Raw genomic sequence first — 14,426 nt, forward strand, 5'->3', positions numbered from 1 at the left:
CAGAGCTCGCGTCAGGTCGCGTCAGGCCAGACACAGGTGGAGGTGACCCCGATCCCCAGCACGTCCCCCTGTGTCCAGGACAGCGAAAGAATGAAGTCATCGGGCCGGCTCCTTCCGGAGATGTCTGGCTCTCCGGCCTGGAGCCCGTTGACACCGGTGATGACGTGCCCCTCCTTCTGCCAGTGGGCTTTCACCTGATGGGCCACTTCAACGAAACGGTCTTTCGGGATCCCCCGGAGGTAATAGCGGCGATTGACGACGACCCGCTCCTCCGAGCCGCCGTCTGCGGGGTCGACGCAATAGCGGCGGTTGAGACTAGGAAGAAAGGCGTCAAGTCGTGGTCGCGGCTCGATGACCCTCACCGTGTCGCGGATCAGCTGCTCAACCCGAGTTGTTGCTTGCTGTTCGTTCACGGTGGGCTTCTCCGCACATCCGGTGAGAATAAGGATCAGAAGGACAATCGTCCGCGTCATCGAGAGACCTTGTGATAGTTGCCGTTGACAATGTTGGCGAGGTTCTTGAGCGATTGTGAATCGTCGTCCCAGTAGCTGGAATGCGCCCCGAAGACGGAACCTCCCCGCGTGCCGAAACGACGGGCGCCGAAGCTCGTGTCGCAGGGGTCGTTGCCGAAGCGGGCCAGATCGGCGACGAAGTCTCCCGGCGCCTCTCCAGCCCACACCCTGCCAGGCCCGACCCCCAGTTCCTCCGCCGACCTGACGCCCACCCCCGGACTCCCCACGAACACCAGCTCGTCCGCGAATCCCCCAGATCGCAGCGTCGCCGCCTTCCCCGTCACCAAGGACCCGTAGCTGTGTCCCAGCACCGTCAGCTTCGCCGATCGGGATGGGTCGTGGCTCGCCCGCAGTCCGTCCGCGAGCGACACCAGTGACCGCGCCCCCACCTCCGCCGCCCCGTCCGCCGCCACGCTCCGGCCCGGCACGTTCAGCTGCCAGTCGATCTGCGGCGCCCGGTACCCCAGCCACGCGATCGAGGCGATCCGCTGCCCCGGGGCGAAGTAGTGGGCCTGGTCCCAGAGGACCGCGGCCCTGTTCAGATCGCCGCCGAAGGAGGCCAGCCTGGTGTTGAGCCCGGGGACATAGGCCACCACCCGGTCCGCCGCGTCGGGGTCGCCGAAGGAGATGACGGCCTGGCCGAGCGCCCTGGTGTCGAAGGACAGCAGCAGCGCGGGCGGCCGCCCGTTCCTGCCGCCCGCCGCCAGGCCGTCCTCGATCGCCTGGACGTGCCGCAGCTCGTGCAGCACGCGGTCCAGGAAGCCCGGCCAGGTCAGCCGCAGGTGGGGGTCGGCAGGGACCGTGGTGAGCAGCACCGCGAGCCTCGTCTTCTCGCGGGCCAGCAGCGCCCGGTTGGCGCGGTCCCTGACGGCTGCGGGCAGGCCGTCCAGCAGGCCGAGGCCCGGCAGCGACGTGAGCGCCCGGTCGCGGGAGGAGGGGTCGAGCAGCCGCCACCAGGCGTTGACCCGGGCGGCGAGCGTGGGGTCGGCGGCCCGGCGCTGCAGATCGAGCAGGCGGGCGAGCGCGCCGGTGTCGCCCGCCGCGGCCCGCGTGAGGAGGTCGGCGGCGGGGGAGGGGGCGTGCCCGCCGTACAGGCCGAAGGCGACCAGGGGCGCGGGGGCCAGGGCGGCGTCGTCGCGCTGGATGAGGGCCAGGCGGCGGCGGAGGTCGTCGGACCGGTCGGCCGACCACACGCCGATCGCGGCCACGCCGGGCGCGCCGAGGCTGTGGGCCGCGCGCGGCAGCTCGTCCGCGGCGGCGGCCAGGCCGTTGACGAGGCGGTGCAGCTGGGCGGGCTCGACCCCGGCGAAGACGCCCCTGGCAGCGCCCAGGTAGGTGGCCGGTCCGGCGAGCGACGGGACGGCGTCGCCCTCATCGGCGAGCCTGGCCAGCGCCGCCTCCAGCGCGGCGGCCAGCGCCCTGCGCCGCCGGTCGAGCTCGGCGGCGAACGCGGGCGCGCCGCCGCCGACCCAGGCCTGCGCCGCCATCGCCCGCGCCGGGTCGTCGAGCGCGCGGGCGGCCTCGGAGGCCAGCCGTACGGCCAGCTGGAAGCCGGACATGACGACGAAGCGTAGCCAGTCGCGCACGCACCGCGCTGGGATCCGCGAGAAGAACCCCTACACGGCGAGCAGGGCGGCGGCGCGGGCCCGGTAGTCGGCTACCCCGCGCAGCTTGACGTGCTCGTAGCCGCGGATCACCTCGGGCAGCTCCACCAGCTCCATGACCGTCTCCTCGGGAAGCCCCGACGACAGGGCGCGCAGCACGTCGCGGGTGTACTCCTCGGGCAGCGACCGCTCGGTCCTGCGCACCTCGCCGAGGCCGAAGACGTCGAGCCGGGTGCCGCGCAGCGTGCGCAGGCCGTACAGGGCCTTGAAGGCGGGGTCGAACCACGGGCCCAGGCTCAGCTTGCGCTTCATCCCGAGCGCGCGCAGCACCGGCGGGTGCAGGTTGTAGGCGACGCGGGCGCCGTGGCCGAACTCGGCGGCGATCCTGGCCCGCTCGACCGGGTCGAGATGGAGCCTGGCCACCTCGTACTCGTCCTTGTAGGCCATCAGCCGGTGCAGCTGCTTCGCGTACGCCTCGGCGATCGGGCCGGGCGCGCGCGAGTGAACCTCGCGGACCGCCTCGAGGTAGCGCAGCGCGTAGCGCGGGTTCTGGTAGGCGACCAGGTCGGGCACCCGTACGGCGAGCAGCCGGTGCAGCTCGCCGTCGGCGAAGGCGATCTGCCGCAGCACCTCCGCCGAGGGCTCGGCGGGCTCGGGCACGGTGAAGAGCGCCTCCACCGCCGCGGGAGCGGAGATCACCGCGCGGCCCCAGTGGAAGGCGGTGGCGGACTTGCCCAGCGCCTTCTCCATCGACGCGAGCGACAGCGGGATCAGCCCCCGCTGCCACGCCGCGCCCAGCACGATCGTGTTGGCCTGCATATGGTCGCCGAACAGCGCCTGCGCCAGGCGCTCGGCGTTCAGCGCGACCACCGAGCGGGTGCGCGACTCCAGGGCGGCCAGCTGCGGGCCGAGGTCGGTGACGTGCTGCGAGGGGTCGAGCACCATCGCCCCCGTGGGCGACAGGTGGGTGGAGACCACGGCCACCGTGCGCTCGGGGGAGGCGGTGCGCAGGTGCTTCGGGTCGGTGCCGCCGATGACGTCGAGGGCGAGGTAGGCGTCCACGGAGCCGGCGGAGGCCTGGGCCGAGCGGTCCTCGTCGCCGTCGAAGAGCCGCAGGTCGGAGACGACCGTGCCGCCCTTCTGGGCGAGCCCGGTCTGGTCGAGGCCGCGCGACTGGCGGCCGTCCAGCATCGCCGCCTTGCCGAGCAGCCTGGCCACCGATACCACGCCGGTGCCGCCGATGCCGACGAGCCTGATCGTGGTGTCCCTGACCGTGATGTCGGGCTCGGGCAGCGCGGGGGGCGTGGGGACGGCCGAGCGCCTGCGCGAGCCGGGAACGATCGTCAGGAACGACGGGCAGTCGCCGTCGACGCAGGAGTAGTCCTTGTTGCACGAGGACTGGTGGATCTCGGTCTTGCGGCCGAACTCGGTCTCGACCGGCAGCACCGACAGGCACTCGGACTTCTGCCCGCAGTCGCCGCAGCCCTCGCACACCCGCTGGTTGATCGCCACGCGCTGCACCGGGTCGGGCAGGTCGCCCTTCTTGCGCAGCCGCCGCTTCTCCGCCGCGCACTGCTGGTCGTGGATGAGCACCGTGACGCCCTCGATCGCGGCCAGCTCCCGCTGCGCCGCCTCCAGGTGGGCGCGGTCGCGGACGGTGGCGATGCGCGAGAGCCGTACGCCCTTGTACCGGGAGGGCTCGTCGGTGGTGACGATCACCTTGCGCACGCCCTCCAGCTCGAGCCAGCCGGTCAATGCCGCCACCGACAGCGCGGGAGTGATCGTCTGGCCGCCGGTCATGGCGATGGCGCTGTTGTAGAGGAGCTTGTAGGTGATGTTCACCCCCGCCCCGACCGCCGCCCTGATGGCCAGCGAGCCGGAGTGGTGGAAGGTGCCGTCGCCGAGGTTCTGGAAGATGTGCCTGGTGCCGGTGAAGGGCGCCTGGCCGATCCACTGCGCGCCCTCGCCGCCCATCTGGGTGAGCCCGGTCAGCTCGCCCTTGCCCTCGGGGTTGAGCACGACCATGGTGTGGCAGCCGATGCCCGCCGCCACGACCGAGCCCTCGGGGACGGCGGTGGAGCGGTTGTGGGGGCAGCCCGAGCAGAAGAACGGCGTGCGCGAGGGGCCGAGCAGCTTCAGCGGCTCGCGCGGGCGGGGCAGGTCGAGGGAGAGCCGGTCGGCCAGCACCCTGGCGACCAGGTCGGCGTCGACGCCGCCGTGCTGCGGGATGACCGCCTTGCCGGTGACGGCGGGCGCGTCGGGCGTGCCGTACAGCACGTCCTTGATCAGGCCCTCCAGCAGCGGCGCCTTCTCCTCGACCACGATGATCTCCGAGAGGCCGCGCGCGAACTCCGTGACGACCGTGGGCTCCAGCGGCCACAGCATGCCGATCTTCAGCAGCCGGATCTCGTCGGTGAGCCCGAGCTTCCGCAGCGCCTCGCGCACGTCGTAGTAGGCGGTGCCCGCCGCGACGACGCCGAGCCGCGCCTCCGGCGCGGGGCAGGTGATCTGGTTGAGGCCGTTCTCGCGGGCGTAGGCGCGGGCCAGCTCCAGCCGCGGCCCGACCAGGGTGCGCTCCATCTCCAGTGAGTACGGCGTGAGCAGCGTCGCGTCGGGCGTGTGCCGGTACGGCGTGCCCTGCCACATCACCTCGGGCATGACCGGCTTGACCCGATCGGGGTCGACGTCCACGGTCGCGGTGGCGTCGACCACGTTGGCCACCGCCTTGATCGCCACCCAGAGGCCGCTGGCCCGCGAGGCGGCGATCGCGTGCCTGCCCAGGTCGAGCAGCTCCTGCACGGTGCCGGGGTAGACCACGGGCATGCCGAGCGCGACGAGCGTGCTCTCGGTGGCGCTCGGCAGGGTGGAGGACTTGCAGGTGGGGTCGTCGCCGCAGAGCGCGATCAGCCCGCCCTCGGGGTGCGCGCCGACGAAGTTGCCGTGCCTGAACGCGTCGGCGGCCCTGTCGACGCCGGGGGCCTTGCCGTACCAGACGCCGAGGACGCCCGCCTTGCGGGGATCGGGCAGCGAGGGGACGAGCTGGCTGCCCCACACCGCGGTCGCGCCCAGCTCCTCGTTCTGGCCGGGGCGGTGCACCACGCCCTCGGGCGTCGACCTGGCCAGCTCCTGGTCGAAGCCGCCCAGCGGAGAGCCGGGATAGCCGGAGACCATCGCGCCGGTGTCCAGTCCCGCCCTGCGGTCCGCGGCGAGCTGGTCCTTGATGAGGCGCACCAATGCCTGGGTGCCGCTCATGAACGCGTCGGTCGTCATGTCGAGAGATTATTTCAGGGGTCGGGATATCCGATGTCAATACTTGCGGTGTTTTCCGTAGTGGTTAGCATCTATTGCCATGGACGCCACGGATCGCGCAATTCTCCGCCTTCTGCAGGAGGACGGGCGGCTCAGCAACATCGACTTGGCCGAGCGGGTGCGGCTGACGCCGTCGCCATGTCTGCGCAGGGTGCGCAACCTGGAGGAGACGGGGGTGATCTCCGGCTACCGCGCGGTCGTGGACGCGGGCGCGGTGGGGCGCGGGTTCCAGGTGCTGGCCTTCGTGGAGCTGGAAGGTCAGGACGCCGAGACGGTGACGGCCTTCGAGGCGGCGGTGATGCAGGTCGAGGACGTCATCGAGTGCCTGCGCATGTTCGGCCGCCCCGACTACGTGCTCAGGGTGGCGGTGGCGGACATGGAGGCCTACAGCCGCCTGTGCCTGGAGAAGCTGGGCCGCCTTCCCGGCCTGGACAAGCTCACCTCGCAGATCGCGATGAAGGCGCTGAAGCCAGGCGGCTCACTGCCGCTGTGAGTTCAGCCCGGCCTCGGTGAGGATGAGCAGGCCGAGGCCGATGAGGACGACGGGCAGCACGACGTGTCCCCAGCGCGCCAGGGTCGTGGCGACGAGGGGCCTGGTGGCGAGGAAGCGGCCCGCGGCGCACCAGACGGCGACCAAGGCCAGGAAGACGAGCACGTAGACGAACATCGCTCCGGCGCTCGCCGTCGCGAAGACCGGCACGTAGACGCCGATGTTGTCACCGCCGTTGGCGAAGGTGACGGCGGCCACCGCCAGCGGCCCCGTAGCGCTCGTGACCTCGGCCCGCGCCGCCTCCCCCCGCTCTCGCCAGGCGCGCCACGCGGCCCTGAGCCCGAGGGCCAGCGGCAGCAGGCCGAGGAAGGGGAGGACCGCGGGCGGCAGCAGGGTGGCGCCGAAGGCGGCGGCCACGGCGACGGCGAGGATGGCCACGAAGCCGAGGTACTGCCCCGCGACGATCCACGCGCCGGAGCCGGGACGCCCGGCGGCCCTGGCGAAGAACAACGCCAGGATGACCAGGTCGTCGACGTTGGTGACGGCGAACAGCCCGGCGGCTGGTCCGACGAGTCCGAGGTCCACGGGCGCGAGGATCCTCTCGGGCTGGCGGCAGCGGTCGAGGTTCGACGATAGCGGGAGCGGGGTCAGAAGTAGTCGGCGCCCCAGTGGATCGCCGACGGCGCGGTGAGAGTGGCGGACGGGTCGACGGCGAGCGGACGGGCCATGCCGCTGGTGTCGGCGACCGTCTCGTACTCGGCGAACAGCAGGGGCAGCGCCGGCTCGCCGGGCGTGAGACGGGCGCGGCCCTGGGTGACCCCGCGGGCGGCGGCCTCGGCGGCCACCCACGGCAGCAGCTCCGACAGCTCGCCCGCCGCCTCGAGCAGCTCCACGGAGTCGGGGCTCCAGCGCAGGACCACGTAGCCCGAGCCCTCGACTAGACGCAGGTCGATCGAGTCGTTGTAGTAGGCGGGCACCCGGTGCCGCCAGTCGTCGGCGGTGCGGACCGTGGTGAGGGGGCGGCGGGCGTTGTGCCGGTCGTACAGCTCCGCCAGCAGCGGCCACTCGGCCGCGGAGGCCTGCCGTACGGCTGAGGCCGACGGACGCGTCGCGGCGGCGAGGGTTCCGCGCGTCAGCGACTGGGAGAAGACCTTGAAGCCCGAGCTCTCGTAGACGCCGGGGCTGCCGGTGAACAGCAGCGACCAGTCGCAGCCCGCCGCGGACATGTCCGCGATGGCGAGCGCCAGCAGGCTCCTGATGTGGCCGCGACGGCGCGCGTCGGGGCGGGTGGCGACGTTGGCGACCCCGCCCACGAGGTCGACCCCGCCGTCGGCATTGCGCAGGCGGCGCGGCAGCCAGTAGACGACCGCCTCGACGCCGTCCGCCCCTGCGGCCACCAGGGTGCGGGGCAGGCGGCCCGGGTCGCTCTCGTAGAGGGGCAGGAGGTGCGGAGCGGTGAAGCTGGCGGCCCACAGAGCGTGCAGGCCCGCCTCGTCGGCAGGGGTGGCGGCGCGGTAGGTGGTCATCTATCCCATCCGGTCGAGGAGCGTGGGGGTGATCGCGTGCTCGAGCAGCCGCACCTCACCGAGCGACCGCAGGGTGGCGGGGTCCGGGTGGCGTCGGTCAGCGCCTCGGCTCTCCCTGCCCACAATTCGGGATCTTTCGCCAGCCCCGCGACCATGTCAACGGCCGCCGCCACACCGCCCAGTGACCGAGCGGCCCGCCGGAGAACCAGAGCCTCCCGGCAGGCCGGCGAGCGGATCCCGCCGCACGGAGGGTACGGCGGGCCCGCCCGCTCAGCCGCGCAGCACCTCGGCGAGCTTCGCCGCGAACGCCTCGGGGGCGTCGGCGAAGCCGCCGTGGCCGCCGGGGAAGACCACGGTCTCGAGACCCGCCTGCTCGGCCAGCGCGATCGCCGAGCGGCGGGCCAGCTGCCCCTCGGTGCTCTCGCCGATGCCGACCACGATCCGTGGCGTGCCCGTCCGCAGCGCCTCGACCTCGGGCCGGTAGCCGCTGATCGGGCGCACGCCCTTGCCGAGGAAGTAGTCGAGGTTGCCCATGAGGCGGCCGAACATCTCCTGCTGCTCGGGGCTCGGCGGCCCCTGTGGGGCATCCTGCTCGGTCATGCCGATGAGCTCGTTGAACTTCTGCATGCCGGCCGGAACGCCCTCGCGCTCGTAGGTGGCGGCCACCTCCTCCATGCCCGCGACGACCTGGTCGGCGTCGGGCAGCAGCCGCACGCACGGCGGCTCGTGCGCCACCAGGACGCGGACGAGCGCGGGGTGCCTGGCGGCCAGATTCAGCCCGATCTGGGCGCCGCCGCTGCTGCCGAACACGTGGGCGGGCCCGTCGCCGAGCTCGGCGATCAGGCGGGCCGCGTCGTCGCCGTGGACGTCGATGTCCTGCTCGAGCGTGGGGTCGTCGGGGACGCTGCGCGAGTTCCCGCGAGGGTCGTACGGCACGACGGTGAAGTGCTCGGCCAGCAGCGGGGTCACGGCGGCGAAGATGCCCGCGTCCGTGGGGCCGCCGGGGATCATCAGCAGGACCGGGCCCGAGCCCTGGACCTCGTAGTAGAGCCGCGCGCCTGGCACCTGCAGGGTTTCTGTCTTCATGGGAGGAGCATTTCACCGACAACTTTTTTTGTCAACAAGGGGCGTACAGTCGAAGTATGGAGAGCACTCCGTGGGCTTTCGACCGGCCGATCACCTCGCCGTTCGCGCAGCCGCGCGGTCTGGCGGGGCGCCTGGCGGGTCGCTTCATGCTGCTGACCAACGAGCAGCGCGAGCTGGTCGGCCTCATCGACGTCCGCGAGGGCGACCACGTGCTCGAGGTCGGCTACGGGCCGGGAGGGCTGGTCCGGATACTCGCGAAGGGGCCCGCCGCGCGCATCTGCGGCGCCGACCCCTCGCCGGACATGCGTGACCTCGCCAGTCGCCCGCACCGCGCCGACAGCCGGGTCGACCTGCGGCTCGGCACTGCCGACGCGACCGGCTTCGAGGACGGCTCCTTCGACAGGGTCGTGTCGGTCAACAACGTCGCGCTCTGGCCCGACCTCGGCGCGGGGCTGCGGGAGTTCCGCAGGGTGCTCAGACCGGGCGGGCGGGTGGTGATCGCCTGGCACGGCGGCTCGCTGCCTGGACGCATCGCCAGGACGCTCACCCTGCCGGAGGACAAGCTGGCGATGATCTCGGCGGGGCTCGAGGAGCTCTTCGCGCAGGTGACCCGGCATGAGTTGCGGACCCTCACCGCATTTACCGGGATAGCCGTGTAAATCCGGGCTTGACGCGCTGTGGAGAGTTGTGGTCGGCTCTTACCTTTCGTAATTGCGCAACCACATTCCCGGGGGAATGCCCGTCATGTCGCGGCTGTCCTGCGTCCTGCTCGCCTGCGCGTTGGTCTTCGGCGTGCCCACTGTGGCTCATGCCGTACCAAAGGGGGGCAAGCCACAGATCGAGCCGGTGGCGCGGGTGGAGGTGCCGGGCGCGGCCCCCGCGGCCCCGGCGGGCGGGCCGTCGCTCGCGTCCCAGGTCGGACAGGACACGCCCAAGGGGCCGGGCGAGCTGCAGGTCACCGTGCCCGCGGGCCCCGAGCTGGCCGGCAAGGTCGCGGCGGAGGCGAAGCGGCGGATGGGCGCCGACAGCCCGTCCGCGGAGGCGATCCTGCCCGCGGACGCGCGCGACGGCCTCGGCCTGCTGCCGGTGAAGGGCACGCGCGCGCTGACGGGCGAGCGGGAGGGGGTGCCGCTGGTCACCTTCAGGCTGTGCGCGGCCGCCGAACGGCTGCCCGCGGCGTGCTCGTCGGCGCGGCCGGTGGCCACACCCGTGCAGGCCGACGTCACGGGCGACGGCCTGCCGGACCTGACCGCGACGCTGGTGCCGCGCAAGGCGGAGGGTGGCAGCGTGGGGATCGGCCTGGGTGTCGTCCAGCTGGGAGAGCCGGTCAGCGCGCAGGTGTGGGCCGAGTACGGCGTCGGCGAGGGACGCGTGGTGAAGGTCGGCTTCGACGGCTACCGGCGGGGCACAGCCCTGTCGGGCCGTGACTGGGGCCTGTTCACCGTCGACCTGGCCGCCCTCGCCGAAGGCAAGATCGACGTACGGGCCACCGTACGGCGCAGCGACCCGGGCGCCTCCGTCGCGACCATCGCGGGACTGGAGGGCAAGGCGATGCTCAGCCTCGGGCAGACGCCCGCGACCGAGCGTTTCGCCGCCCACGCCGCCTTCGACGGGGACAAGAGCACGCTGAGCGCCACCGCCTCCTCGCCCGCCCGCCTCGACGCGCTCGCCGTCGCAGGGGGGCGCCGGTTCACGCAGGTCACCGTCGACAGGATGGGCGCGGAGTTGACCGCCGAGCTGACCAGGCCGGGGGACGTCCGCTTCGCCAGCGCCGCGCCGATCGCCTCGGCCACCTTCCACGACTACCTCTTCCAGGAGGGCAGGCTGACGAGAGCCGCGGGGCTGTCGATCAAGCGGCTGCCCCGGGAGTTCCGCGCCACGGCGCGTTCCGGCGGGCTGTCGGTCACGGCCGGCGCGCCCCGGCCCAAGGCCGCGGAGCTCACCTTCTACGACGCCGCACGCGACCAGACGCTCGTCCAGGCGAGCCTCACCGGCCTGCCGGCCAGGATGACGATCGAGCACGACGCCGCGGCCAACCGCGTCGTCCACACCGCAAGCTCCGCGCTCGGCGGCTGCACCCTGCTGCTCCAGCGGGGCGGCGGCGCGATCGCGGGACTCGACGGCGACCACGTCACCATGATCAAGGATGGGCCGCGGCTCGGCGTCTCCGCCAGGCTGGCGCGGGTCGCGGGCTTCGACGTGACGTACGGCGCCGCACCGCGCGTCAAGCTCAGGCTCGGCTCGGGCGGCGGGCCGTTCGTCGGCGCGGCCGGTATCGACGGCAGGCACCTGGCCAGACTGGAGCTCTCCAACACACCCGCCACGCTCGAAGCCGAGCTGGACCCGGCCGCCCGCAGGGCCGTCTACGCCGCGGACGGCGCCATCGAGCGCCTGCGCGCCGCCTACGCCGACCCGGCTTCGGGCCTGAGCGTGGACGCGAGCGTGCGCGGGGTGCGGGACAGCGTGCGCGCCTCGTGGGAGCTCGGGCCCAGGACCAGCCTGGAGGTGCGCAGCCCCGCCAGGCTGGCGCGCGTCGACCTGCACGCGGCGTCGGGGCAGGGAACGCTGCGGGCCGGAGTGCGAGGCGTGCGCGGGCGGGTGTCGGTCGTGGCCGACAGCGTGGCCAGGCGGCTGGACTGGACGGCCGACGCCCCGGTGACCTCGGTGACCGCCTCGGCCAGGGCGGGCGACCTACGCGCGGCCGTCAGCGCCACTGGCGTCCCGGCCCGCTGGCAGGCCACCTGGGGCGCCCCCGCGCAGGGCACGACGCCCACCCAGAGCACGACACCCGCCCAGAGCACGACGCCCACGCAGAGCGCGACGCCGACGCCCACGCAGAGCGCGACGCCCGCGCAGGGCGCGGCCGGGGAGGCGGTGAGCTTCCGCGGGCTGTCCGGTCCGATCGGGTCGGCGACGATCGCGGTGGCCAACCACGCGGACGCCACCGCGCCCAAGGGCCCGCACCTGGCCGCCCACCACGACACGACCACCGGCAGGTTCGACGCCAGCGCCCGCCTCGACGAGCTGCGCACCGCCGACCTCGCGATGAACCCGGCCCGCACGGGCTTCCACGCCGACGTGCGAGCCGCCCGCCGTCCGGTCACGCTCGACGCGGACCTGCGCACCGCGGGCGGTCAGCGCTGGGGCGCCCTGGCCACCGTCGGCCCCGCCCCTGGTCGCGTCGCCGTCTCGACAGAGGGCGGCCGACTCACCTACGAGGGGAGCGAGGTGGCGCTCAAGGGCCGGGTCTGGCTCGGCGACTCCGCCGCCATCGCCGACCCCCCGCACGTGCCTGGCGGGCTCTCCCTCGTCGACGGCGGCACCCGCGACCGGCCGGGCCTCAAGGGCTACGTCGACGTGCGCGGACTGCCCGGCACGGTGCGGGTCGACCTGGCCAGAAAGACCTTCACCTTCGCCGGATTCCGTCCGGAGGGCCGCCGGCTGGCGCTCTACCTCGACAGCTCGGTGCTGGCCCCGGTGCCGATCAGGGCCAGCGCCACCCTCACCGGCCTGCCGTCCGCGATCACCAGCATGACGGTCGGCCCCATCGGCGTCGAGGGTAGATCCGTGACCGCCGCCTACACCATCCTGCCGCCCGCCACGCTGGGCACCCTCGACGTCCGCGCCGAGGCCGACGGGGGCGGGCTGCGCGGGCGCGTGCTCGTCGACCCCGTTCCCGCCACCGTCTCGATCACCGGCCGGTACGGCGGGCAGACCCGCGTCAGGGTCCGCAACTCCGCCCCCGTCAAGCGCATGGAAGCGGCCGTGACCATGGACGGGGCCACCGGCCTGCTCCGCTTCACGGACGTCCCCGCGGTGTTCGGCATCGACGCCGACACCAACCCCAACGGCCTGCAGGTGCCTCAGCTGACCTACAAGGCGGACGCAGGCACCCTCGACGGCCTGCTCGCCGTCCAGGCCGCGCTGGTCGAGAAGGCGTACCAGCCGCCGCAGGGCCGCCTGCTCGACACCGTCCTCGAGGTCGGGGACCTGGCCCAGGAGACCACGGCCAGGCTCAACCCCGACCTGTCCATCGACCTGGTGTCCAAGCCGACGCCGACCAGGCTGCTGCGGGCCCGCACCGGCCTGGACCTCGCCCCCGTCGCCGCGCGGAAGGTCGCGGCCCGCAAGGACGTGCCCTACGCGGGCGGGTTCCTCGCCTACCAGCTCGACGGCAGCTTCGGCCTGGGCCGCAGCAGGATCGAGGACGTCACGCTTGCCGTCCACGGGATGTCGTGGCTGCGGGTCCGCCCCGGCAAGGTGCCCTTCGGCGGGTCCGCGCCGGCCGCGGCGGGCTTCGTCTCGCCCGGGTTCGAGGGCGGCTACGACCGGCTCGACCTGCGCACCGCGGGCGTCGACCTGCGGCCGGACGTCAAGCTGGACGTGAAGGTCACCAGGAGCGTCGGCCCCGACGTCTTCGACGAGAGCGTGCGGATCGGGCCCGCGACGTCGCTGCGGCTGCGCCGCTACGACCAGCGGATGCGGCCGATCAGCTCCAGGCAGGCGGTGAAGGCGGGCAGCGTGCCGCTGGCGTGCGTGACCGTCGACACCAAGCCCGGCCTGGTGCCGGCCCGCCGCGGGGGCTCGCTGACGCTGCGCGGCGCGGACGGGCCGCAGGTCGTCTCGCTCCTCGACGCGGGAGGCCAGACCCCGGGCTACGCGGTCGACCTGCTGGCCTCCTTCATGTCGCCCTTTCCCGGGGCCGACTGGAAGGTGGCCTCCGTCGACCCGGGCGGCTGCCGCTAGGACGCGCGACCGCCGACCTTGGCGAAGAACAGCAGACGCCCGTCGGCACCACGTCCTGGGTCGATTCATTCCGCGTCAGCAGGGAGAAGCGTCGAAAGGTTGCGGGGTCAGGCTCACAAGCGTTCACGACGCTTGGGGACCCGGGGTCGCTGTCGCCACCATTCGGCGAGTGCGGCACGATCGACCCCTGCCACCTGACCCTCCGGAGGTAACGAAGTGATCCGCCCGCCTGCCCTGCGTCCCGGCGACCGCGTGGCGGTGATCGCCGCCAGCGGCCCGCCCAACCAGGCCAACCTCGAACGCGGCCTGCTCGCCATGGAGAGCGTGGGGCTCAAGCCCGAGGTCTTCAGCGCCGTGCGCGCGGGCGGCACCGAGTACGACTACCTGGCCGGCGACGACGCCACCCGGGCCGCCGAGCTCACCGCCGCGCTGGCCGATCCCGCCTTCGCCGCCGTCTTCTGCGCCGGCGGCGGGTACGGCATGCAGCGCACGCTCGAGCTCGTCGACTGGAGCGTCATCGACCCGGCCAGGCCCAAGGTCGTCGTGGGCTACTCCGACGTGACCGCGTTGCTGGAGGCGATCGCGGTCAAGCTCGGCTGGGTGTCGCTGTTCGGCCCGATGGTCGCCTGCGACGGCTTCTACCAGGGGCCCGGCCAGTACGACTTCGACCAGCTGATGCGGCTGATCTTCACCCCCGCGGAGGTCAAGGAGCTGACGTTTCCCGACTTCAGGACGGTCGTCCCCGGGGTCGCCGAGGGCATCACGCTCGGCGGGACCGTCACCCTGCTGGCCGCCTCCCTCGGTACCGACACCAGCCTTCCCGCCCGCGGCGCCATCCTCTTCCTCGAGGACGTGGACGAGGAGCTGTTCCGCCTCGACCGCTACGTCACCCAGCTGCGGCGCGCCACCTACAGCGACGGCGTCGCGGGCATCGTCCTCGGCACCTTCACCGACTGCGGCGACCCGCGCGACGTCGAGCGCATGCTGGTCGACCGCCTCAGCGACCTCGGTGTCCCGGTCATGGCGGGCGCCGACATCGGCCACAACGTCGCCATGCAGACGTACCCGATCGGCGTGCGCGCCCGCCTCGACACCGTGAAGGGCACGCTCACCTTCCTGGAGCCCGTGCTGACCGAACCCGAGGAGATGTAGC

General features: G+C 73.2%; 10 protein-coding genes. 4 read left to right on the forward strand and 6 right to left on the reverse strand.

What is annotated here, in order from left to right:
- Positions 1–11: 11 nt before the first annotated feature.
- Genes H4W81_RS10905 through H4W81_RS10915 form a run of 3 tightly spaced genes read right to left on the reverse strand, consistent with a single transcriptional unit; the run spans position 12 to position 5,386 of the window.
- Positions 12–473, reverse strand: a complete 462-nt coding sequence (locus H4W81_RS10905) for a hypothetical protein (RefSeq protein ID WP_192774700.1) — start codon at positions 471–473, stop codon at positions 12–14.
- Entirely contained in the window at positions 470–2,071 is a 1,602-nt protein-coding gene (locus tag H4W81_RS10910; RefSeq protein WP_192774701.1) for an alpha/beta hydrolase, read from the reverse strand. The genes H4W81_RS10905 and H4W81_RS10910 overlap by 4 nt, the downstream gene beginning before the upstream one ends.
- Positions 2,072–2,128: 57 nt before the next feature.
- Positions 2,129–5,386, reverse strand: coding sequence for an indolepyruvate ferredoxin oxidoreductase family protein (locus H4W81_RS10915; protein WP_192774702.1), 3,258 nt, complete (start codon positions 5,384–5,386; stop codon positions 2,129–2,131).
- Between the two features lie 79 nt (positions 5,387–5,465).
- Between H4W81_RS10915 and H4W81_RS10920 the strand changes: the two genes are divergently transcribed.
- The gene (locus H4W81_RS10920; RefSeq protein WP_192774703.1) at positions 5,466–5,918 is read left to right on the forward strand and encodes an Lrp/AsnC family transcriptional regulator; all 453 of its coding nucleotides are present in this window, start codon (positions 5,466–5,468) and stop codon (positions 5,916–5,918) included.
- On the opposite strand, the gene H4W81_RS10925 is transcribed toward H4W81_RS10920, so the two are convergent.
- From H4W81_RS10925 to H4W81_RS10935, 3 genes are all read right to left on the reverse strand, one after another.
- Positions 5,904–6,500: a cadmium resistance transporter gene (locus tag H4W81_RS10925; protein ID WP_192774704.1), complete on the reverse strand. Its 597-nt coding sequence runs from the start codon at positions 6,498–6,500 to the stop codon at positions 5,904–5,906. The two genes, H4W81_RS10920 and H4W81_RS10925, sit on opposite strands and share 15 nt — an antisense overlap.
- Positions 6,501–6,562: 62 nt before the next feature.
- Positions 6,563–7,441: a GNAT family N-acetyltransferase gene (locus H4W81_RS10930; RefSeq protein WP_192774705.1), complete on the reverse strand. Its 879-nt coding sequence runs from the start codon at positions 7,439–7,441 to the stop codon at positions 6,563–6,565.
- 270 nt (positions 7,442–7,711) lie between these two features.
- Positions 7,712–8,527 carry an alpha/beta hydrolase gene (locus H4W81_RS10935; RefSeq protein WP_192774706.1) on the reverse strand — a complete coding sequence of 272 codons (816 nt, stop codon included), beginning with the start codon at positions 8,525–8,527 and terminating at the stop codon, positions 7,712–7,714.
- Between the two features lie 56 nt (positions 8,528–8,583).
- On the opposite strand from H4W81_RS10935, the gene H4W81_RS10940 reads away from it, so the two are divergent.
- From H4W81_RS10940 to H4W81_RS10950, 3 genes are all read left to right on the forward strand, one after another.
- Positions 8,584–9,186, forward strand: a complete 603-nt coding sequence (locus tag H4W81_RS10940) for a class I SAM-dependent methyltransferase (RefSeq protein ID WP_192774707.1) — start codon at positions 8,584–8,586, stop codon at positions 9,184–9,186.
- A gap of 85 nt (positions 9,187–9,271) precedes the next feature.
- A complete protein-coding gene (locus H4W81_RS10945) occupies positions 9,272–13,273 on the forward strand; it encodes a hypothetical protein (RefSeq protein WP_192774708.1) in 4,002 nt (1,333 codons plus the stop codon).
- A 216-nt stretch (positions 13,274–13,489) separates the two neighbouring features.
- A complete protein-coding gene (locus tag H4W81_RS10950; RefSeq protein ID WP_192774709.1) occupies positions 13,490–14,425 on the forward strand; it encodes a S66 peptidase family protein in 936 nt (311 codons plus the stop codon).
- Position 14,426: the final 1 nt, after the last annotated feature.

It is taken from the genome of Nonomuraea africana (genome assembly GCF_014873535.1).
Classification (GTDB): Bacteria; Actinomycetota; Actinomycetes; order Streptosporangiales; family Streptosporangiaceae; genus Nonomuraea; species Nonomuraea africana.